23 protein-coding genes and 1 other RNA gene are annotated in these 19,003 nt (G+C 53.4%); 16 read left to right on the forward strand and 8 right to left on the reverse strand.

Translation table 11 applies throughout. The features are described 5' to 3' along the window. Nucleotide 1: 1 nt before the first annotated feature. The 9 genes from JKP81_RS22730 to JKP81_RS22770 all read left to right on the forward strand — a co-directional run bounded on the left by JKP81_RS22730 (nucleotide 2) and on the right by JKP81_RS22770 (nucleotide 6,501). Nucleotides 2-439, forward strand: a complete 438-nt coding sequence (locus JKP81_RS22730; RefSeq protein ID WP_200553566.1) for a tail fiber assembly protein — start codon at nucleotides 2-4, stop codon at nucleotides 437-439. 138 nt (nucleotides 440-577) lie between these two features. After that, nucleotides 578-1,765, forward strand: a complete 1,188-nt coding sequence (locus JKP81_RS22735; protein WP_200553567.1) for a phage tail sheath protein — start codon at nucleotides 578-580, stop codon at nucleotides 1,763-1,765. 12 nt (nucleotides 1,766-1,777) lie between these two features. After that, complete coding sequence (locus tag JKP81_RS22740; RefSeq protein ID WP_020454793.1) at nucleotides 1,778-2,296, forward strand: phage major tail tube protein; 519 nt, start codon at nucleotides 1,778-1,780, stop codon at nucleotides 2,294-2,296. A 61-nt stretch (nucleotides 2,297-2,357) separates the two neighbouring features. Next, nucleotides 2,358-2,639, forward strand: coding sequence for a phage tail assembly protein (locus tag JKP81_RS22745; protein ID WP_200553568.1), 282 nt, complete (start codon nucleotides 2,358-2,360; stop codon nucleotides 2,637-2,639). 32 nt (nucleotides 2,640-2,671) lie between these two features. Further along, a complete protein-coding gene (locus tag JKP81_RS22750; protein ID WP_200553569.1) occupies nucleotides 2,672-2,791 on the forward strand; it encodes a GpE family phage tail protein in 120 nt (39 codons plus the stop codon). Beyond that, entirely contained in the window at nucleotides 2,784-4,619 is a 1,836-nt protein-coding gene (locus tag JKP81_RS22755; protein ID WP_200553570.1) for a phage tail tape measure protein, read from the forward strand. Before JKP81_RS22750 ends, JKP81_RS22755 begins: the two co-directional genes overlap by 8 nt. Before the next feature lie 14 nt (nucleotides 4,620-4,633). Continuing rightward, the gene (locus tag JKP81_RS22760; RefSeq protein WP_200553571.1) at nucleotides 4,634-5,092 is read left to right on the forward strand and encodes a phage tail protein; all 459 of its coding nucleotides are present in this window, start codon (nucleotides 4,634-4,636) and stop codon (nucleotides 5,090-5,092) included. Continuing rightward, nucleotides 5,092-6,228, forward strand: a complete 1,137-nt coding sequence (locus tag JKP81_RS22765) for a contractile injection system protein, VgrG/Pvc8 family (RefSeq protein ID WP_200553572.1) — start codon at nucleotides 5,092-5,094, stop codon at nucleotides 6,226-6,228. The genes JKP81_RS22760 and JKP81_RS22765 overlap by 1 nt, the downstream gene beginning before the upstream one ends. A gap of 78 nt (nucleotides 6,229-6,306) precedes the next feature. Continuing rightward, nucleotides 6,307-6,501 (forward strand): ogr/Delta-like zinc finger family protein, encoded by a 195-nt coding sequence (locus JKP81_RS22770; RefSeq protein ID WP_017459926.1) that lies wholly within the window; start codon nucleotides 6,307-6,309, stop codon nucleotides 6,499-6,501. Nucleotides 6,502-6,932: 431 nt separating this feature from the next. Here the strand turns inward: JKP81_RS22770 and rplS are convergent, their stop codons facing one another. From rplS to ffh, 5 genes are all read right to left on the reverse strand, one after another. Next, entirely contained in the window at nucleotides 6,933-7,280 is a 348-nt protein-coding gene (rplS, locus tag JKP81_RS22775; RefSeq protein ID WP_004104634.1) for a 50S ribosomal protein L19, read from the reverse strand. A 44-nt stretch (nucleotides 7,281-7,324) separates the two neighbouring features. After that, nucleotides 7,325-8,092, reverse strand: coding sequence for a tRNA (guanosine(37)-N1)-methyltransferase TrmD (gene trmD, locus JKP81_RS22780; RefSeq protein WP_017459925.1), 768 nt, complete (start codon nucleotides 8,090-8,092; stop codon nucleotides 7,325-7,327). Between the two features lie 30 nt (nucleotides 8,093-8,122). Beyond that, complete coding sequence (gene rimM, locus JKP81_RS22785) at nucleotides 8,123-8,671, reverse strand: ribosome maturation factor RimM (protein WP_017459924.1); 549 nt, start codon at nucleotides 8,669-8,671, stop codon at nucleotides 8,123-8,125. A gap of 18 nt (nucleotides 8,672-8,689) precedes the next feature. Further along, nucleotides 8,690-8,938 (reverse strand): 30S ribosomal protein S16, encoded by a 249-nt coding sequence (gene rpsP / locus JKP81_RS22790; protein WP_007370708.1) that lies wholly within the window; start codon nucleotides 8,936-8,938, stop codon nucleotides 8,690-8,692. Nucleotides 8,939-9,195: 257 nt separating this feature from the next. Further along, nucleotides 9,196-10,557 carry a signal recognition particle protein gene (ffh, locus tag JKP81_RS22795; protein WP_200553573.1) on the reverse strand — a complete coding sequence of 454 codons (1,362 nt, stop codon included), beginning with the start codon at nucleotides 10,555-10,557 and terminating at the stop codon, nucleotides 9,196-9,198. A gap of 166 nt (nucleotides 10,558-10,723) precedes the next feature. Here ffh and JKP81_RS22800 point away from each other — a divergent pair, with 166 nt between their 5' ends. Continuing rightward, nucleotides 10,724-11,512, forward strand: coding sequence for an inner membrane protein YpjD (locus JKP81_RS22800; RefSeq protein WP_200553574.1), 789 nt, complete (start codon nucleotides 10,724-10,726; stop codon nucleotides 11,510-11,512). Between the two features lie 17 nt (nucleotides 11,513-11,529). Next, nucleotides 11,530-12,816: an HlyC/CorC family transporter gene (locus JKP81_RS22805; protein WP_025263874.1), complete on the forward strand. Its 1,287-nt coding sequence runs from the start codon at nucleotides 11,530-11,532 to the stop codon at nucleotides 12,814-12,816. Nucleotides 12,817-12,862: 46 nt separating this feature from the next. Here JKP81_RS22805 and grpE read toward each other — a convergent pair whose 3' ends face one another. After that, nucleotides 12,863-13,459: a nucleotide exchange factor GrpE gene (gene grpE / locus JKP81_RS22810; protein ID WP_200553575.1), complete on the reverse strand. Its 597-nt coding sequence runs from the start codon at nucleotides 13,457-13,459 to the stop codon at nucleotides 12,863-12,865. A gap of 123 nt (nucleotides 13,460-13,582) precedes the next feature. Between grpE and nadK the strand changes: the two genes are divergently transcribed. The 3 genes from nadK to bamE all read left to right on the forward strand — a co-directional run bounded on the left by nadK (nucleotide 13,583) and on the right by bamE (nucleotide 16,699). Further along, complete coding sequence (gene nadK, locus JKP81_RS22815) at nucleotides 13,583-14,461, forward strand: NAD(+) kinase (protein WP_017459917.1); 879 nt, start codon at nucleotides 13,583-13,585, stop codon at nucleotides 14,459-14,461. Between the two features lie 87 nt (nucleotides 14,462-14,548). After that, complete coding sequence (gene recN, locus JKP81_RS22820) at nucleotides 14,549-16,210, forward strand: DNA repair protein RecN (protein WP_200553576.1); 1,662 nt, start codon at nucleotides 14,549-14,551, stop codon at nucleotides 16,208-16,210. Nucleotides 16,211-16,357: 147 nt separating this feature from the next. Further along, nucleotides 16,358-16,699, forward strand: a complete 342-nt coding sequence (bamE, locus tag JKP81_RS22825; RefSeq protein WP_017459915.1) for an outer membrane protein assembly factor BamE — start codon at nucleotides 16,358-16,360, stop codon at nucleotides 16,697-16,699. Nucleotides 16,700-16,833: 134 nt separating this feature from the next. Here bamE and JKP81_RS22830 read toward each other — a convergent pair whose 3' ends face one another. Both JKP81_RS22830 and JKP81_RS22835 read right to left on the reverse strand, forming a co-directional pair. Continuing rightward, nucleotides 16,834-17,127: an RnfH family protein gene (locus JKP81_RS22830; RefSeq protein ID WP_200553577.1), complete on the reverse strand. Its 294-nt coding sequence runs from the start codon at nucleotides 17,125-17,127 to the stop codon at nucleotides 16,834-16,836. Beyond that, nucleotides 17,117-17,554: a type II toxin-antitoxin system RatA family toxin gene (locus JKP81_RS22835; RefSeq protein WP_025263873.1), complete on the reverse strand. Its 438-nt coding sequence runs from the start codon at nucleotides 17,552-17,554 to the stop codon at nucleotides 17,117-17,119. Before JKP81_RS22835 ends, JKP81_RS22830 begins: the two co-directional genes overlap by 11 nt. Nucleotides 17,555-17,712: 158 nt before the next feature. Here JKP81_RS22835 and smpB point away from each other — a divergent pair, with 158 nt between their 5' ends. Continuing rightward, a complete protein-coding gene (gene smpB / locus JKP81_RS22840; protein WP_017459912.1) occupies nucleotides 17,713-18,195 on the forward strand; it encodes an SsrA-binding protein SmpB in 483 nt (160 codons plus the stop codon). A gap of 411 nt (nucleotides 18,196-18,606) precedes the next feature. Continuing rightward, nucleotides 18,607-18,970: a transfer-messenger RNA gene (ssrA, locus tag JKP81_RS22845) on the forward strand. Nucleotides 18,971-19,003 lie beyond the last annotated feature (33 nt).

Raw genomic sequence — 19,003 nt, forward strand, 5'->3', positions numbered from 1 at the left:
AATGGCGATATTTTATAGCAATACAACGAAAGGGTTTTATCTGGACGAAATGCGCGATAGCTATGACGCAGTTAAAACATGGCCGGACGATGCAAAAGAAATCAGCGATGCACTTTATAAATCGCTTATGGACGGGCAAGCAAGCGGAAAAGTTATTGCATCGGACGACGACGGAGCTCCTGTGTTAATAACCACGAAGATCGACTGGAACGCACGCGCTGAATCTCAGCGACAAAAGCTGCTGACTGAAGCAAGCAACGTTACCGTTGACTGGCGCACTGAACTGCAACTTGATGTTATCTCCGCTGATGATAAAGCCAGCCTGATTAAGTGGATGGCCTATATTCAGAAACTCAAGTCGATAGATTTAACAAATGTAGCTGGAAGCACTAATGATTCAACCGCACCATATATCTCCTGGCCGGAAAAACCGCAATAACAAATAGCATCCAACGGGCTCAGGCCCGTTTTTTTTTGTCTACCGTGTTGTTTCATCCCCACGCCAACCCCGACAAATAGCGCGTTAGCGCTGCGTTCTGGAAAATAGCTCTCACCCCAACACCACGGAGTTAAACGGATGAGTGACTACCATCATGGCGTTCAGGTCGTTGAAATTAACGACGGCACACGCGTCATTTCCACTGTCTCAACCGCCATCGTCGGCATGGTTTGTACGGCCAGCGACGCCGATGCGGCAACCTTTCCACTGAATGAACCGGTGCTTATCACCAACGTGCAAAGCGCCATCGCCAAAGCGGGCACCAAAGGTACGCTGGCATCGTCTTTACAGGCGATTGCCGATCAGGCGAAACCGGTGATCGTTGTAGTACGTGTCGCGGAAGGCAGCGGTGACGATGCCCAGGCGCAGACGATTTCCAACATCATCGGCACTACCGATGCAAACGGGAAATACACCGGCCTGAAAGCGCTGCTGACCGCCGAAGCGGTGACCGGCGTGAAACCACGTATTCTTGGCGTGCCGGGTTACGACACTCAGGAAGTCGCAACCGCGCTGGCACCGATTTGCCAGAAGCTGCGTGCTTTCGGTTACGTCAGCGCGTGGGGCTGCAAAACCATTTCGGAAGCCATTAAGTACCGCGAGAACTTCAGCCAGCGCGAGCTGATGGTGATTTGGCCGGACTTCCTCGCCTGGGATACCGTCGCCAACGCCAGCGCCAGCGCCACGGCGTACGCCACGGCGCGCGCACTCGGCCTGCGCGCTTATATCGACCAGTCTGTTGGCTGGCACAAAACCCTGTCTAACGTTGGCGTTAATGGTGTAACCGGCATCAGCACTCCGGTGTTCTGGGATTTGCAGGAATCCGGCACCGATGCGGATCTGCTCAACCAGGCCGGCGTCACCACGCTGATTCGTAAAGATGGCTTCCGTTTCTGGGGCAACCGCACCTGCTCGGATGATCCGTTGTTCCTGTTTGAAAACTACACCCGTACTGCGCAGGTTATCGCCGACACCATGGCCGACGCGCATATGTGGGCGGTGGACAAACCGATTACCGCGACGCTTATCCGCGACATCATCGATGGCATTAACGCGAAATTCCGCGAACTGAAAAGCAACGGTTACATCGTCGATGCGGCCTGCTGGTTCGATGAATCCGCGAACGACGCCGAAACCCTGAAAGCCGGGAAACTGTATATCGATTACGACTATACGCCGGTCCCGCCACTGGAAAACCTGACCTTACGCCAGCGCATCACCGATAAGTACCTGGCGAACCTGGTCTCCTCGGTTAACAGCAATTAAGGAGCCTGATAAATGGCAATGCCGCGAAAACTGAAATACATGAACGTGTTCCTCAATGGCTACAGCTACCAGGGTGTCGCCAAATCCATCACGCTGCCAAAGCTGACCCGCAAGCTGGAAAACTACCGCGGTGCAGGCATGAATGGCGTCGCGCCGATTGATATGGGTCTCGATGAAGAGGCAATGTCAATGGAGTGGTCGCTGGGCGGCTTCCCGGATGAAGCTATCTGGGAACTGTATGGCGCCACCAGCGCCGACGCGGTGCCGATCCGCTTCGCCGGTTCTTACCAGCGTGATGACACTGGCGAAACGGTGGCGGTCGAAGTGGTAATGCGTGGTCGCCAGAAAGAGATCGACACTGGCGAAAACAAACCGGGTGAAGATACGGAATCCAAAATCTCCGTGGTTTGCACCTACTTCAAACTGACCATCGATGGCAAGGAGCTGGTGGAGATCGATACCGTCAACATGGTTGAAAAAGTAAACGGCGTCGATCGTCTCGAACAGCACCGCCGCAATATCGGCCTGTAATGCCCCACCCGGTCAGCCTGGCTGGCCGGGTTTTCCCCCCCGCAAAAGCAATGAGGATCGTATGAGCCACGAAACTGATAACGTCATTACCCTGCAAACCCCGATTAAACGCGGCGAGCAGTTGATCAACTCCCTTACGCTGATGAAACCGAATGCCGGTACGCTGCGCGGCCTGAGCCTGGCGGCGGTGGCAAACGCCGAAGTGGACGCGCTGATTAAAGTGCTGCCGCGTATCACCTCCCCTTCACTTACCGAGCAGGAAGTGGGTGCGCTGGATCTGGCCGATATGGTTGCGCTGGCGGGCAAGGTGGTCAGTTTTTTGTCACCAGCTTCGGGACAGTAAATTTTCCGGCCAGGCTGTCGGTTGACGATCTGATGGCGGATATCGCGGTGATCTTCCACTGGCCGCCGTCAGAACTCTATCTCCTGAGTCTGAGCGAACTCATCACCTGGCGCGAAAAAGCGCTGCAGCGAAGCGGAAACACATATGAGTAACAGCGAAAATATCGAGGCCCTGCTCGCTGCTGTTGATCAGGCGAAGCGGCCCTTTCAAACCCTGCAGACGGCGAATGTGTCGCTGGCTGATGGCATCAAAGAGACGGAAAAAAACCTGCGTGGCCTGTATAGCCAGGCTGCGCAGATTGACGGATTTACCCGCACACAAAGCGCGCTTAACGGCGTTAGCCAGCAGCTAAAGGTCGCCAAAGCGAGCACGCAGGCGCTGGCCTTCGAACTGAAAAAAATCGATAAACCCAGTGAAGCGCAGATAACCGCGCTGGATAAGGCGCGCGCCAACGTGAGCGTGCTCAAACAGCAGCACGACAGTTTACGCCAGTCGGTAAAAAACCAGCGGCAAACATTGCAACAAGCGGGGATCAGTACCCGTGCGCCTGCAACTGCGAAACAACGTCTGCAGCAGAACATCAGCAACGCTACCGAACAGCTGTCGAGCCAACAGCAAGCACTAAAGCAGGAGAACCGCCAGCAGCGGCTGGTGAAAATCAAAGAGAGCCAGCAATCGATTCTGGGCGTGGCGGGGAAAGTATCCGCCGTCGGCAAGACCGGGATGTCGATAGCGACCACCGGATTTAATCTTGGCAAAAAATTGCTGCAACCGGGATATGACGCGTCGCTGCAAACGCCTTCTACCGTGCCGCCCGCAATGCCGGGCAGTGCTGTTGCAACGCTGCAAACTCACACCGCAGCGCCGGGACCCGCGACCGCAAGCCAGCAGCAGAGCGCGGGAAGCCTCGCACCGACTGTCGCCGCCCGAAACATTAGCGCCGGCGATCCTGCTCCGGCGGCTGCGCTGCAGAATAATGTCGGCAACCTTGGCACGGATTTAGCGGCGCTACAGGCGGCCTATCAATCCCTGAGCGTGGATATTTTCGCTACGCAGGAGTCGTCGCTGCGCATGCTGGTGCAGACCGCGACCGGTTATCTCGGGCAGCTCCAGCAATGGATGCAAAACAATCAAGGGCTGGTGCAGAGCTTTGGCCTGATTGCGACGGTGATCGTCGGCGTCGCCGGGGCAATCGGCACTGTCGCAAGCGTGATTGCGCCGGTCTTTACAGGGATCAGCACGCTTATCACCATTGCCACGACTTTTGGCAACGTGTTTACCACCGTTTGTGGCGGGATCATGGCGGTTATCGGCGGACTCACCTGGCCAATTGTTGCCGTGGTAGCCGCCATCGCCGCTGGTGCCGCGCTGATTTATAAATACTGGGAGCCCATTAGCGCCTTTTTTAGCGGCGTGATTGAGGGGATCGTCGCGGCATTTGCCCCGATTGGCGAAATGTTTGCGCCATTACAGCCGGTTTTCGAGGCCATTGGCAGTGCGCTGCAAAAGGTGAAAGACACTTTCATCGCGCTGCTGACGCCAATCAAGGCCAGCGAGGAGACGCTCACACAATTCGGCAACCTCGGGCAGAGTGTCGGTAAAATGCTTGTTAATGCATTCACCTGGCCACTGAACCTCTTCCGTTCACTGAGCGAGAGCGCGACGGGGTTGCTGGAGACGCTGGGCATTATCGATAAAAAACCCGCACTGGCGCTTAAACCACCGCTTGAGCAACCTGCTGGCACCGGCGGGGTATCCAGCTATATCCAGCCCACCAGTTCACAGCCGGGGTACAACGCTTACCAGGTGGCGCGCCCGTCAACAGGCGGCTCTTACCTCGACCAAAGCCGCACGGAATATAACGTCACGCTGCAGGGTGATGTCACACCGGGCAGCAACAACGAACGTTATTTGCAGGATCTGTTCCGCCAGGATGCCGACAACCGGCGCAACAACGCCTTATCCCAATTCAACCCGTAAGGAGAGTTCGCATTATGATGCTGGCATTGGGGCTTTTTGTTTTTATGCGGCAGACGCTGCCGTTTCAGAATATGAACCGGACCTCAGCGTTTAACTGGAAGAACAATGCGCGTGTAGGCAAGCGCGCGGCGTTTCAGTACATCGGTCCAGGGGAGGACACCATCGATATCACGGGTGCACTCTACCCGGAACTCACTGGCGGCGTGCTGTCACTTGCAGCGGTACGTCTGATGGCCGATCAAGGGCGTTCATGGCCGCTTATTGACGGAACCGGAATGATTTACGGCATGTATGTAATAAGCAGCGTCACCGAAAACGGTTCTGAGTATTACAGCGACGGTTCACCGCGCAAAATCACCTTCACCCTCAAACTAACGCGCGTTGATGAATCGCTGGAGGCTCTGGCAGGCGATCTTCGTGCTCAGGGGGAACAACTGTTCAGGGATGCGACGAAGATGCAGGGGAACCTGTGATGATTGACATACTCACCCAGGATTTGGGGCGAACGAGTGTCCCCCTGTTTACGCTGAAGCTAAAGCAGAAACAGTCTGATCCGCAGCAAGCGCAAAAACAGCAAGTAAAAGACATTACCTACGATATTGCGCCTCGCCTGATAGCGTTGACCGTCACCGATAATCGCGGGTTTGAAGCCGATACACTAACGCTAACGCTGGATGATGCCGACGGAAAAATCCAGATGCCGCAGCGCGGTAATGAGGTAAGTGTCGCCATTGGTCGACCAGGAGAACTGCTCACCAATATGGGCACGTTTACCATCGATCAGGTGACGCACCGAGGTACGCCGGATCAGGTGGTTGTTACCGGCCGCAGCGTCGATTTTCGCGGTAATATGAACAGCCCAAAAGAGTGGTCATGGCATGACACAACGCTTGGCGAAGTTGTCAAAGATATCGCCTGGCGTAATTCACTGAGCGCCAGTGTCGCGCCAGCGCTGGCAAATATAAAAATCGCCCATATCGACCAGTCTAATGAGTCCGATATTGGCTTTCTTACCCGGCTGGCAACTCGCAACGGTGCCGAAATTGCCGTGAAATCAGGTACGCTGATTTTCCTTGTTCCAGGCATGTGCGTTCGGGGCGGCAAGGTTGTTCCTTCCGTCACGATCACCCGCAGCGATGGCGATTCACACGAATTCACCCTTGCTGATCGCGCAGCTTACAGCGGTGTGGTTGCCCACTGGCAAGATACCAGAACGCCAAATGCGCAGACGAAGCAGATAAAACTGACGCGCAAAGCCGCCACAACCAGCAATGCAAAGCAGGAAGCCACGGATTACACCGCTGGCTCAAAAGATAATATCTATACCCTACCGACGACGTACGCTTCTAAAGATGAAGCCATGCGGGCTGCAGAGGCACAGTGGCAAGACATCCAGCGCAACGCGGCGAAATTTACACTCACTCTTGCTCAGGGGCGCACCGATATCTCCGCAGAAAGCCCTGTGTATGTTTCCGGTTTTAAAGATGCGATCAACAACACGCCATGGGTAATCAAAAAAGTGACACATGGCATTGATAGCAATGGTTTTATTAGCAAACTGGAGCTGGAGGTTCGGGTTGACGGCGTCGAATATGAAGTACAGGAATAGCGTCAAATGCATTCTTTAACTTGCATTTGCAAGTTAAAAGGGTAATATAACTGGCATATACACGAGGGAGAAACCACCATGATGCATTGCCCGGTATGCCAACAAGCGGCGCACGCGCGCTCCAGCCGCTACCTCAGTTCTGAAACCAAAGAGCGCTACCATCAGTGCCAGAATATTCACTGTGGTTGTACGTTCGTCACCCATGAGTCGCTGGCGCGTTATATTGTCCGCCCGCCAGCACTGCAAGTGAGCGCGTCGCATGCCGGGAAGTAATCCGGCGAAGATACTCAAAAGCCTGCGCCAGCAGGTTTTTTATTTCTGTATCGATAGCGGGCAATGAAAAAATTACGTGGGCAATGTCGGGTAACAGAGCATAACAACCGCTGATACAGAAAGCGCCCGGACGTCGGCCTGAATTAAAACCAGGTGTCTGCCAGTTCGGCGAGGCGTAAATTCAAAGATAACGATGCGAAACCAGAATGTGTTGTCATGCGTATCTACAGGACGCAGTTTTAAATTCACAATCAAAAGCTTAATAAAGATCGCTGCCTGTTGTGAACGATTTAAATCTCAAAGCAATACGGCAAAACCTGATGCTTATCACCGCCGCAAAAGGTGGTTTTCAAACAGGCATAAAAAAAGGGGTTGGCATTACGCCAACCCCTTGTTTCATAACACGCTTTGGATGTAGCGTGTGCGCTATCTTAGTTAAGACGCTCTTTGATACGAGCAGACTTACCAGTACGCTCACGCAGGTAGTACAGTTTAGCTTTACGAACGGCACCACGACGTTTGACAGAGATGCTGTCAACTACCGGAGAGTGAGTCTGGAAGACACGCTCAACGCCTTCGCCGTTGGAAATTTTACGAACAGTGAATGCAGAGTGCAGACCGCGGTTACGAATAGCGATAACCACGCCCTCGAATGCCTGCAGACGTTTTTTGGAACCTTCAACAACCCATACTTTCACTTCCACGGTATCACCCGGACGGAAGGAAGGTACGTCCTGCTTCATCTGCTCTTGTTCAAGTTGCTTAATAATGTTGCTCATAATTTAATCTCTTATCCTGGGTAAACTGATATTCGGGCGGTTTCTTAAACCAACCCATCATGTTTCTGTTGCTGTTGCGCGTGTTCACGCTGGAACTCCGCCAGCAACCTTGCTTGCTCTTCAGTCAGAGCCAGGTTTTCCAGAAGTTCAGGTCTTCTAAGCCAGGTGCGGCCCAGCGACTGCTTCAAACGCCAGCGACGTATCTCGGCATGGTTCCCCGACAGTAACACCGCCGGTACTTCCATCCCTTCCAACACTTCAGGTCGGGTATAGTGTGGGCAGTCCAGCAACCCATCAGCAAAAGAATCTTCCGTTGCCGAAGCTTCATGGCCCAGTACCCCCGGAATAAACCGGGAAACCGAGTCAATCAGCGTCATCGCTGGTAACTCACCACCGCTGAGAACGTAATCGCCGATAGACCATTCTTCGTCAATCTCGGTTTGGATTACGCGCTCATCTATCCCTTCGTAGCGACCGCACACCAGAATCAGTTTCTGATTCGTTGCCAGTTCGCTGACGCCCGCTTGATCAAGCTTGCGCCCCTGAGGCGACAGATAAATCACTTTGGCGCCTTCGCCCGCCGCGGCTTTTGCTGCATGAATGGCGTCCCGTAACGGGTTCACCATCATTAACATCCCCGGTCCGCCGCCGTAAGGACGATCGTCCACGGTACGGTGCCGGTCGTGAGCGAAATCACGCGGACTCCAGCTCTGGATGCTCAGCAGGCCATTTTTTACTGCCCGGCCAGTTACCCCGTAGTCGGTAATCGCGCGGAACATTTCAGGAAACAGGCTAATTATGCCAATCCACATAGCGCCGTCTTTTACCGTATATCCGGAGGTTCAAAAACCAGGATCCCAATCTACTTCAATGGTTTGAGTAGTGAGATCGACTTTCTTGATAACCTGCCCATCGAGGAACGGAACCAACCGCTCCTTGATACCAAATGCATCTTTCAGGTTTGCCTTGATGACGAGAACGTCATTCGACCCGGTTTCCATCATATCGACGACTTTACCGAGGCTGTAACCTTCAGTAGTCACTACCTGGCAGCCCATCAGGTCTTTCCAGTAGTAGTCACCCTCTTCCAGTTCCGGCAACTGCGCGGAATCAACGACAATTTCACAATTGGTCAGAAGATTCGCGGCATCTCTGTCATCAACACCTTTCAGTTTGATGACGATATCCTGATTGTGGTAGCGCCAGCTTTCCAGCTCAATGCTCTGCCACTGACCCGCCTTCTGGATAAACCAGGGCTGATAGTCAAAAATGCTTTCGGCGTCTTCGGTGGAGGAAAACACTCTGAGCCAACCACGAATTCCGTAAGAAGACCCCAGCTTGCCGACGATAATTGGCTCAACAGGGACCGGTGCGGCTTGTTGCTTGCTCATCATGACCACCGTGACAGATTAAGCTGCTTTCTGTGCTTCTTTGATCAGCGCGGAAACGCGATCAGAAACGGTAGCGCCCTGGCCAACCCAGTGCTGAATACGATCCAGATCCAGGCGGGTGCCTTCTTCTTTCTCGGAAGCGATCGGGTTGAAGAAACCAACGCGCTCAATGAAGCGACCGTTGCGTGCATTGCGGCTGTCAGTAACAACAACCTGGTAGAACGGACGCTTTTTAGCGCCGTGACGAGCTAAACGAATAGTTACCATAACATCCTCTTGTGTGAATAAAACACCAGGCCCCATCGAGGAACGGAGCCCGGTGTCATATTAAAAGCCCGAAAATTTTACTGATTTTGGGGGAAATTGCAATCAGGATAAAGTAAACAAGGGATATAAGGCGTATATCGGTGCAGCCAGTTTAGTTCCGGCGTGCGCACAGAAAGCGGAGCGTACACGGAGTACGTGAGCATTTCGAGCACACCCCAGGGCTAAAATGGCAAACAAGATAGCCTTATGCCCTTGTTTTAGCGACCCGGGAAGCCTGGAGGCATCATCCCTTTCATGCCCCGCATCATCTTCGCCATCCCGCCCTTCTTCATTTTCTTCATCATGCGCTGCATGTCGTCGAATTGTTTGAGCAGACGGTTCACATCCTGCACCTGCATACCGCAGCCGGCGGCGATACGGCGTTTACGCGAACCTTTAATGATGTCCGGATTGGCGCGCTCTTTCAGCGTCATGGAATTAATGATCGCTTCCATACGCACCAGCACTTTGTCGTCCATTTGCGCTTTAACGTTGTCCGGGATTTGCCCCATGCCCGGCAGCTTGCCCATCAGGCTCGCCATGCCGCCCATGTTTTTCATCTGGCGCAATTGCTCAAGGAAGTCGGTCAGATCGAAGCCGTCGCCCTTCTTCAGCTTATTCGCGAGCTTTTCAGCCTGCGCCCGGTCAACTTTGCTTTCGATATCTTCGATAAGCGACAACACATCGCCCATGCCGAGAATGCGCGAGGCGATACGATCCGGGTGGAACGGCTCCAGCGCTTCGGTTTTCTCGCCGACACCGAGGAATTTAATCGGCTTGCCGGTGATATGGCGAATGGAGAGCGCCGCGCCACCGCGCGCATCGCCGTCCACTTTGGTCAGCACCACGCCGGTCAGCGGCAGCGCTTCATTAAACGCTTTAGCGGTATTCGCGGCGTCCTGACCGGTCATGGCGTCAACGACAAACAGCGTTTCCACCGGCTTAATCGCCGCGTGAACCTGTTTGATCTCATCCATCATTGCTTCGTCGACATGCAGACGACCGGCGGTATCCACCAGCAGCACATCGTAGAATTTCAGCTTCGCTTCTTTCAGCGCGGCGTTAACAATGTCGACCGGCTTTTGCGCGACGTCAGAAGGAAAGAAATCGACTTCAACCTGCTGCGCCAGCGTCTCCAGCTGTTTGATCGCCGCCGGGCGGTAAACGTCGGCAGAAACGACCATCACTTTTTTCTTGTGCTTTTCGCGCAGGAACTTACCGAGCTTACCGACGCTGGTGGTTTTACCCGCACCTTGCAGACCCGCCATCAGCACTACCGCCGGCGGCTGTGCGGCGAGGTTCAGGCTCTGGTTCTCTTCGCCCATCGCCGCAACCAGTTCGTTGCGCACGATTTTGACGAACTCCTGGCCTGGCGTCAGGCTCTTGTTCACTTCATGACCAACCGCCTTCTCTTTTACGCGGTTGATAAAATCACGCACCACCGGCAGCGCAACGTCCGCTTCCAGCAGCGCCATACGCACTTCGCGCAGGGTATCTTTGATGTTGTCTTCAGTGAGACGTCCACGGCCACTGATATTGCGCAGGGTGCGCGACAAACGATCGGTTAAATTATCAAACATTGTCTCTCGCCTGAGGTGATACGATGGCCGCCAGCGCGACGCATAACAGAAATTTCCCGGAGTATAACATGAAGACATTGCTCCTGTATGTGATGCAACTGTTGGAGCCAACGTCGCGTAACGTTATACTGCTTTCCTTTCTTCTTCAGTCAACTGCCGACATCCTATGCCCGTTTTTGCCCTGATCGCTCTTGTCGCCTACTCAATCAGCATTGCGCTGATCGTTCCCAGCCTGCTGCAAAAAAACAGCGGCTGGCGCAGAATGGCCATCCTTTCGGCGGTAATCGCACTTATTTGCCACGGTTTCGGCTTAAAAGAACGCCTGTTCCCGGGTGATGGCGGGCAAAATCTGAGCCTGCTGAATGTCGGTTCGCTGGTCAGCCTGATGATCTGTACGGTAATGACCATTGTGGCGTCGAAAAACCGCGGCTGGCTGCTGCTGCCAATTGTCTATACCTTCGCGTTAATCAACCTCGCTTTCGCCGTTTTTGTGCCCAATGAGTACATCACGCATCTGGAAGCCACGCCCGGCATGATGGTGCATATTGGCCTGTCGCTCTTTGCCTACGCCACACTCATTATTGCGGCCATGTACGCGCTGCAACTGGCCTGGATTGACTATCAACTGAAGAATAAACGGCTGGCGTTCAGCAACGAAATGCCGCCGCTGATGGTGATTGAGCGCAAAATGTTCCACATCACCCAGGTTGGCGTTGTGCTGCTGACGTTGACGCTATGCACCGGCCTGTTCTTTATGCAGAACCTGTTCAGCATGGAAAATATCGACAAAGCGGTGCTCTCAATCATCGCCTGGTTTGTCTACATTGTTCTGCTGTGGGGCCATTACCACGAGGGCTGGCGCGGCCGCAGGGTCGTCTGGTTCAACGTTGCAGGTGCGGGAATTTTAACGCTGGCATATTTTGGCAGCCGCATTCTGCAGCAGTTCGCGAGCTAAACACAAAGGAGTTCCCCCTGGAACACATCTCCACCACGACGCTGATTATTACGCTAATCATCATGGTCGTGGTTTCGGCCTATTTTTCCGGTTCCGAAACCGGAATGATGACGCTCAACCGCTACCGCTTGCGCCACTTAGCCAAGCAGGGTAACCGCGCGGCAAAACGCGTAGAAAAGCTGCTGCGTAAACCCGATCGCCTGATAAGCCTGGTGCTGATTGGTAACAACCTTGTCAATATTCTGGCGTCGGCAATTGGCACCATTGTTGGCATGCGCCTGTATGGCAATGCTGGCGTCGCTATCGCCACCGGCGTGCTGACCTTTGTGGTGCTGGTGTTCGCCGAAGTCCTGCCAAAAACCATCGCAGCGCTCTACCCGGAAAAAGTGGCCTTCCCCAGTAGTTTCCTGCTGGCGCCGCTGCAAGTCATCATGATGCCGCTGGTGTGGTTGCTCAACGGCGTGACGCGCGTGCTGATGCGTATGGTGGGTATTAAAGCGGATGTGGTGGTCAGCGGCGCGCTCAGCAAAGATGAGCTGCGCACCATTGTGAACGAATCACGCTCGCAAATTTCCCGCCGCAACCAGGACATGTTGCTGTCGATTCTGGATCTGGAAAAAGTCAGCGTTAACGACATCATGGTGCCGCGCAACGAAATTGTCGGCATTGATATCAACGACGACTGGAAAGCCATTGTTCGCCAGCTCACGCACTCGCCGCATGGCCGCATTGTGCTCTACCGTGATTCGCTGGACGACGCCATCAGCATGCTGCGCGTGCGCGAAGCCTACCGGTTGATGACGGAAAAAAACGAGTTCACCAAAGAGGTGATGCTGCGCGCCGCCGATGAAATCTACTATGTCCCGGAAGGCACGCCGCTGAGCGTGCAACTGGTGAAATTCCAGCGCAATAAAAAGAAAGTCGGCCTGGTGGTCGATGAGTATGGCGATATTCAGGGGCTGGTGACGGTCGAAGATATTCTGGAAGAGATTGTCGGTGACTTTACCACCTCCATGTCGCCTGCACTGGCGGATGAAGCCACGCCGCAAAATGACGGCTCGGTGATCATCGATGGTAGCGCCAACGTGCGCGAACTGAATAAAGCCTTTAACTGGCGCTTACCGGAAGATGAAGCCCGCACCATTAACGGTATGCTGCTGGAAGCGCTGGAAGAGATCCCGGCGGTGGGTACACGTGTTCGTATCGAGCAGTACGACATCGATATTCTTGACGTGCAGGACAATATGATTAAGCAGGTTCAGGTGATCCCGGTGAAAGCGCTGCGGGAAAGCGTCGCCGAATAAGCGAAAAAAAGCCCTCTCCGGGCGGAGAGGGCTTTATCTGAAAGGGTTACGCCTTCGCTTTAGCAACGGTCACCATCGCAGCGCGAATGGTGCGACCATTTAAGGTGTAACCTTTTTGCATCACGCCCAGCACTTTACCGGCGGCAATCTCTTCAGATTCCACCATGGCAATCGCCTGATGCACATTTGGATCCAGCGGAACGTCGGTTTCAGCAATTACTTCTACGCCGAATTTCTTCACCACATCCAGCATGTTTTTCAGCGTCAGTTCAATGCCTTCAACCATCGCTGCCATCTCGGCGTTGTCTTTGTCCGCCACTTCCAGTGCACGATCCAGGCTATCGATAACCGGCAGCAGTTCATTGATGAACTTTTCCAGCGCGAATTTATGCGCTTTCTCGATATCCTGTTCGGTACGGCGACGCAGGTTTTCCATTTCCGCTTTAACGCGTAAAACAGTTTCGCGCTCGCGGTTTTCCGCTTCAGCTAACTGCGCTTCAAGGTTCGCAATTTTCTCATCGCGCGGATCCACCTGCCCAGCAGAATCGTCAGACTCAACAACTGCCTCAACTTCGTCGTGCTGTTCCATGATAATTTCTTCCGGGGCTTGCCCGTCAGGCGTTTTCTGTTCTTTACTACTCATGAATTTCTCCGCGTTTTTTTGCATTCATCTCGCTAACCTGCATTATTATGGGGATCCGTTTCCGGGATTCAAGGGAACGTGACAGATTGTCATCATTTCATTCGCCACAAGGACCTCCAGAAAATGACCCATCATTTCAAGTGTATTGGTATTGTCGGGCATCCACGGCACCCTACCGCACTGACCACACATGAAATGTTATATCGCTGGTTAAGCGCCAAAGGTTATGACGTCATTGTCGAACAACAGATTGCCCAGGAATTGCAGCTCAATCATGTGAAAACCGGTACGCTGGCAGAAATCGGTCAACAAGCCGATCTCGCGGTGGTTGTCGGCGGCGACGGCAATATGCTGGGCGCGGCGCGCACGCTGGCGCGCTATGATATCAAGGTTATTGGGATTAACCGCGGCAACCTCGGCTTCCTCACCGATCTCGATCCCGACAACGCGCAGCAACAGCTGGCCGACGTGCTGGAAGGTCATTATATCGCTGAAAAACGTTTTTTGCTGGAAGTGCAGGTCTGCCAGCAAGAGTGCCAGAAGCGCATCAGTACCGCGATCAACGAAGTGGTGCTGCACCCGGGCAAAGTTGCCCATATGATAGAATTTGAAGTCTATATCGACGAAGTTTTTGCCTTTTCCCAGCGTTCCGACGGGCTGATTATCTCGACACCAACCGGTTCCACCGCCTATTCGCTCTCCGCCGGCGGGCCAATTCTGACGCCATCGCTGGATGCTATCACGCTGGTACCGATGTTCCCGCACACCTTGTCTGCGCGCCCGCTGGTGATAAACAGCAGCAGCACCATTCGCCTGCGTTTTTCCCACCGCCGCAGCGATCTGGAAGTGAGTTGCGATAGCCAAATCGCGTTGCCGATTCAGGAAGGCGAAGATGTGTTAATCCGCCGCTGCGACTATCACCTCAACCTTATTCACCCTAAAGATTACAGCTATTTCAATACGTTAAGCTCTAAACTTGGCTGGTCAAAAAAATTGTTCTGAAAATCATCGCACAACGCTTTACTGTATATAAAACCAGTTTATACTGTACGAAAACACAGTTATGGTTTTTCATACAGGAAAGCAACCATGTTGGCACAACTGACCATCAGTAATTTTGCTATCGTTCGTGAGCTCGAGATTGATTTTCACAGCGGGATGACAGCTATTACCGGCGAAACCGGGGCGGGTAAATCGATTGCCATTGATGCGCTCGGGCTATGCCTGGGCGGCCGTGCGGAAGCCGACATGGTACGCGCTGGCGCGCCTCGCGCCGACCTGTGCGCCCGCTTCGCACTAAAAGATACTCCAGCCGCCCAACGCTGGCTCGAAGAGAACCAGCTCGAAGATGGGCGTGAGTGTTTACTTCGCCGAGTGATCAGCAGCGACGGGCGCTCCCGTGGTTTTATCAACGGCACGGCGGTACCTCTTTCTCAGCTACGTGAACTGGGCCAGTTGCTCATTCAGATCCACGGTCAGCACGCGCATCAGCTCCTCATTAAGCCCGAGCAGCAAAAAAACCTGCTCGACGGCTACGCCGGTGAGTATGCGCTCACTCAGCAAATGACCGAACACTACCGAGCCTGGCATCAAAGCTGCCGCGAGCTGGCTCAACATCAACAGCAAAGCCAGGAGCGCGCCGCCCGCGCAGAGCTTTTGCACTATCAATTGAAAGAGTTGAACGAATTTAACCCGCAGCCAGGTGAGTTCGAGCAGATTGATGAAGAGTACAAACGCCTCGCCAACAGCGGGCAGTTACTTTCTACCAGCCAGCATGCGCTGAACGTGCTGGCAGACGGGGAAGAGGCCAATCTGCAAAGTCAGCTCTATACCGCGCGTCAGCTGCTTGGCGAACTGGCAGGTATGGACGCTCGTCTCTCTGGCGTGCTGGATATGCTTGAAGAGGCTGCCATTCAGATTAGTGAAGCCAGCGATGAGCTTCGCCATTACTGCGACCGCTTAGATCTCGATCCGAACCGCCTGTACGAGCTGGAACAGCGTATCTCACGGCAGATTTCGCTGGCGCGCAAACATCACATCAGCCCGGAAGAGTTGCCTCAATTCCACCAGTCGCTGCTTGATGAGCAGCAACTGCTCGACGAGCAGGCTGATTCCCAGGAAACCCTGGCGCTGGCTGTCACGCAGCACCACCAGCTCGCGCTGGCGACCGCCCAGCAGTTGCATGACCAGCGCGTGAAATATGCGCAGGAACTTGGCGAATTAATTACCGAAAGCATGCATGCGCTCTCCATGCCGCATGGTGTGTTTACCATTGATGTGTCGTTTGATGCCCACTCGCTGACAGCTGAAGGTGCCGATCGCATTGAATTTCGTGTGACCACCAACCCCGGTCAGCCGTTGCAATCAATCGCCAAAGTCGCCTCCGGTGGTGAACTGTCGCGTATTGCGCTGGCTATCCAGGTGATCACCGCGCGGAAGATGGAAACTCCGGCGCTGATTTTCGATGAAGTCGACGTTGGCATCAGCGGCCCGACGGCCGTTGTTGTAGGCAAGCTGCTGCGCCAGTTGGGCGAATCCACGCAGGTAATGTGCGTAACACACCTGCCGCAGGTTGCCGGTTGTGGCCACCACCACTTCTTTGTCAGCAAAGAAACGGATGGCGCAATGACCGAAACGCATATGCAGCCGCTGGATAAACGCGCCCGTTTGCAGGAGCTGGCGCGCCTGCTTGGCGGTAGTGAAGTGACCCGCAACGCGCTGGCGAACGCCAAAGAGCTGCTGGCAGCGTAAACTTTTTTGTAATATGACGGTCTGAGTTCTCGACAAAATCGACAACAGACCCGCCGGCAAAGGTTTTAAACTGGCGAAAGGTCTATTATCATCGGCATATTACATATGAGCCACGTATTGTTCGGGCCGAAAAGGAATCAAATCACTATGCGCTGTAAAATGCTGACTGCTGCCGCAGCGGTTCTTCTGATGTTGACCGCAGGTTGCTCTACCGTAGAACGCGTGGTTTACCGTCCTGATATCAATCAGGGGAACTACCTGACGCCAAATGATGTTTCTAAAATCCGCGTAGGTATGACGCAACAGCAGGTTGCTTATGCACTGGGTACGCCGATGATGACCGACCCATTTGGCAGTAACACCTGGTTCTACGTGTTCCGCCAGCAGCCGGGCCATGAAGATGTTTCGCAGCAAACCCTGACGCTGACTTTCAGCAGCAACGGCGTATTGACCAATATGGATAACAAACCTGCGCTGACCAAAGGCTAAGGTTTCAGAAATGCAAAAAGGTGCTCAATGAGCACCTTTTTTGTTTGAGTTGGTTTGAGCCATTTATGTCGGCTCTTTTCCCGTCGTGTTCGGGCTCTTACCACCGGAGCAGGAAAAAACCCTCTGCTATCAGCTTAGGCTTTCTTAGCTGACTTCTCAGCGCGCTGGCGGCGCAACTCTTTCGGATCGGCAATCAATGGGCGGTAAATCTCTACGCGATCACCGTCGTGCACAGGATCGTGCAATTTCACCGGGCGGCTGTAAATACCGACCTTATTCACCTTCAGATCAATATCATCACGTAGCTCGAGCAAACCGGAAGCAAGTATCGCCTGCTCAACGGTTGCGCCCACTTCGAGCGTCACCCGCTGAAGATATTGTTTCTCCGGTAGTGCGTAAGCCACTTCAACCGCAATATTACCCGGCACGGTAAACCTCTTTCGCCCGGTGCGTAAACGCCTGCACCATGTTTGCCGCCAGCTCTTTAAAGATGCGGCCAAACGCCAGCTCAATCAGCTTATTGGTAAATTCAAAATCAAGCTGGAACTCAATCCGGCAAGCCTCGGCGCTTAGCGGGGTAAATTTCCACCCACCAATCAGCGACTTGAAAGGACCATCGACCAGATGCATCAAAATGCTTTGATTAGTGTCCAGCGTATTGCGCGTGGTAAACGTTTTGCTGATCCCGGCTTTGGAAACATCCACCGCCGCAGTCATTTGCGTCGGCCCGGATTCCAGCACCCGGCTGCCAGTACAGCCAGGTAAAAACTGCGGGTAAGATTTTACATCATTCACTAACTTGTACATTTGTTCCGCGCTGTAAGGCACCAGCGCAGTACGGCTAATCTGAGGCATATCGTTTTCCGCGTTCACACAATCGTCAAATAATACCATTTCCCCAGGTTGAAAGGAAAACGCAATGCCCTAACTCATGCTAAGATAACCGGCTAAACCTCACAGGACGCAATGAGGTCAGTTTCAGATATCAGATTACCGGATGGCTTCACGACACTATGACGAAGAAAAAAGCATACAAACCAGGTTCAGCCACCATTGCGCTGAATAAGCGCGCCCGCCATGAATACTTTATCGAAGAGGAATTTGAGGCCGGGCTGGCACTGCAAGGCTGGGAAGTAAAATCCTTACGCGCCGGTAAAGCAAACATTGGCGACAGCTACGTTATTCTGAAAGACGGCGAAGCCTTTCTGTTTGGCGCAAACTTTACGCCGCTGACTGTAGCCTCCAGTCACTACGTTTGCGATCCGACTCGCACACGCAAACTGCTGCTTAACCAGCGCGAACTCGATTCACTCTACGGCCGTATTAACCGCGAAGGTTATACCGTGGTGGCACTGTCGCTGTACTGGAAAAACGCCTGGTGCAAAGTGAAAATTGGCGTTGCGAAAGGTAAGAAACAGCATGACAAGCGCACAGATCTGAAAGAACGCGAATGGCAGTTGGATAAAGCACGCATTATGAAAAACGCCGGGCGTTAGTCACGCCCGCTTCGCCCTCTCAATCCGGGAGAGGGCCCCGAACGCCTCTCAACACCTCATTCAATGGCTTTATAGATAATCCAGCACCGATTTTGATCTCCATATTAGCAATCACCCCCGCAGACCACGAAAGATTTTCCAGTGCGGTTGACCAGCTAATTGCTCCTTGTGTGCGCGTAAATCACCACCATAAAGCGAGCAATCACAGACGATCGGGGGTCAATTCTATACGCACTAGTAAGTTAGCCGTCTGGTGTGAACGCTTTGTTTGCATAAAGCAATAACAAATACGGCATGGATCATATTGAATAGCTGCGGACAAACACTAATCACATTTCCCTCCTCAAAAGTCATTGTGATATGGACTGGAATGGCACGTCATAAATCTGTTATACTCATCGTCACACTTTTGGGGCTGATTCTGGATTCGACGGGATTCGCGAAACCCAAGGTGCATGCCGAGGGGCGGTTGGCCTCGTAAAAAGCCGCAAAAAAATAGTCGCAAACGACGAAAACTACGCTTTAGCAGCTTAATAACCTGCTTAGAGCCCTCTCTCCCTAGCCTCCGCTCTTAGGACGGGGATCAAGAGAGGTCAAACCCAAAAGAGATCGCGTGGAGGCCCTGCCTGGGGTTGAAGCGTTAAAACTAATCAGGCTAGTTTGTTAGTGGCGTGTCCGTCCGCAGCCGGCAAGCGAAATTAAAGACTGGACTAAGCATGTAGTACCGAGGATGTAGGAATTTCGGACGCGGGTTCAACTCCCGCCAGCTCCACCACTTCATGATCCGGATACGTCCGGTGAAATCCTG

Origin of the sequence: Kosakonia sp. LAM2021 (assembly GCF_016620385.1) — a bacterium.
Classification (GTDB): domain Bacteria; phylum Pseudomonadota; class Gammaproteobacteria; order Enterobacterales; family Enterobacteriaceae; genus Kosakonia; species Kosakonia sacchari.

Excerpts from the sequence above, each read along its gene's own strand:
- rpsP (WP_007370708.1), bottom strand. The coding sequence starts at position 8,938 with ATGGTAACTATTCGTTTAGCTCGTCACGGCGCTAAAAAGCGTCCGTTC.
- grpE (WP_200553575.1), bottom strand. The coding sequence starts at position 13,459 with ATGAGTAGTAAAGAACAGAAAACGCCTGACGGGCAAGCCCCGGAAGAA.
- smpB (WP_017459912.1), top strand. The coding sequence starts at position 17,713 with ATGACGAAGAAAAAAGCATACAAACCAGGTTCAGCCACCATTGCGCTG.
- bamE (WP_017459915.1), top strand. The coding sequence starts at position 16,358 with ATGCGCTGTAAAATGCTGACTGCTGCCGCAGCGGTTCTTCTGATGTTG.
- rplS (WP_004104634.1), bottom strand. The coding sequence starts at position 7,280 with ATGAGCAACATTATTAAGCAACTTGAACAAGAGCAGATGAAGCAGGAC.
- trmD (WP_017459925.1), bottom strand. The coding sequence starts at position 8,092 with ATGTGGATTGGCATAATTAGCCTGTTTCCTGAAATGTTCCGCGCGATT.
- nadK (WP_017459917.1), top strand. The coding sequence starts at position 13,583 with ATGACCCATCATTTCAAGTGTATTGGTATTGTCGGGCATCCACGGCAC.
- recN (WP_200553576.1), top strand. The coding sequence starts at position 14,549 with ATGTTGGCACAACTGACCATCAGTAATTTTGCTATCGTTCGTGAGCTC.
- JKP81_RS22800 (WP_200553574.1), top strand. The coding sequence starts at position 10,724 with ATGCCCGTTTTTGCCCTGATCGCTCTTGTCGCCTACTCAATCAGCATT.
- JKP81_RS22745 (WP_200553568.1), top strand. The coding sequence starts at position 2,358 with ATGAGCCACGAAACTGATAACGTCATTACCCTGCAAACCCCGATTAAA.
- JKP81_RS22770 (WP_017459926.1), top strand. The coding sequence starts at position 6,307 with ATGATGCATTGCCCGGTATGCCAACAAGCGGCGCACGCGCGCTCCAGC.
- JKP81_RS22730 (WP_200553566.1), top strand. The coding sequence starts at position 2 with ATGGCGATATTTTATAGCAATACAACGAAAGGGTTTTATCTGGACGAA.
- JKP81_RS22765 (WP_200553572.1), top strand. The coding sequence starts at position 5,092 with ATGATTGACATACTCACCCAGGATTTGGGGCGAACGAGTGTCCCCCTG.
- JKP81_RS22760 (WP_200553571.1), top strand. The coding sequence starts at position 4,634 with ATGATGCTGGCATTGGGGCTTTTTGTTTTTATGCGGCAGACGCTGCCG.
- JKP81_RS22755 (WP_200553570.1), top strand. The coding sequence starts at position 2,784 with ATGAGTAACAGCGAAAATATCGAGGCCCTGCTCGCTGCTGTTGATCAG.
- ffh (WP_200553573.1), bottom strand. The coding sequence starts at position 10,557 with ATGTTTGATAATTTAACCGATCGTTTGTCGCGCACCCTGCGCAATATC.
- JKP81_RS22735 (WP_200553567.1), top strand. The coding sequence starts at position 578 with ATGAGTGACTACCATCATGGCGTTCAGGTCGTTGAAATTAACGACGGC.
- JKP81_RS22750 (WP_200553569.1), top strand. The coding sequence starts at position 2,672 with ATGGCGGATATCGCGGTGATCTTCCACTGGCCGCCGTCAGAACTCTAT.
- JKP81_RS22740 (WP_020454793.1), top strand. The coding sequence starts at position 1,778 with ATGGCAATGCCGCGAAAACTGAAATACATGAACGTGTTCCTCAATGGC.
- JKP81_RS22835 (WP_025263873.1), bottom strand. The coding sequence starts at position 17,554 with ATGCCTCAGATTAGCCGTACTGCGCTGGTGCCTTACAGCGCGGAACAA.
- rimM (WP_017459924.1), bottom strand. The coding sequence starts at position 8,671 with ATGAGCAAGCAACAAGCCGCACCGGTCCCTGTTGAGCCAATTATCGTC.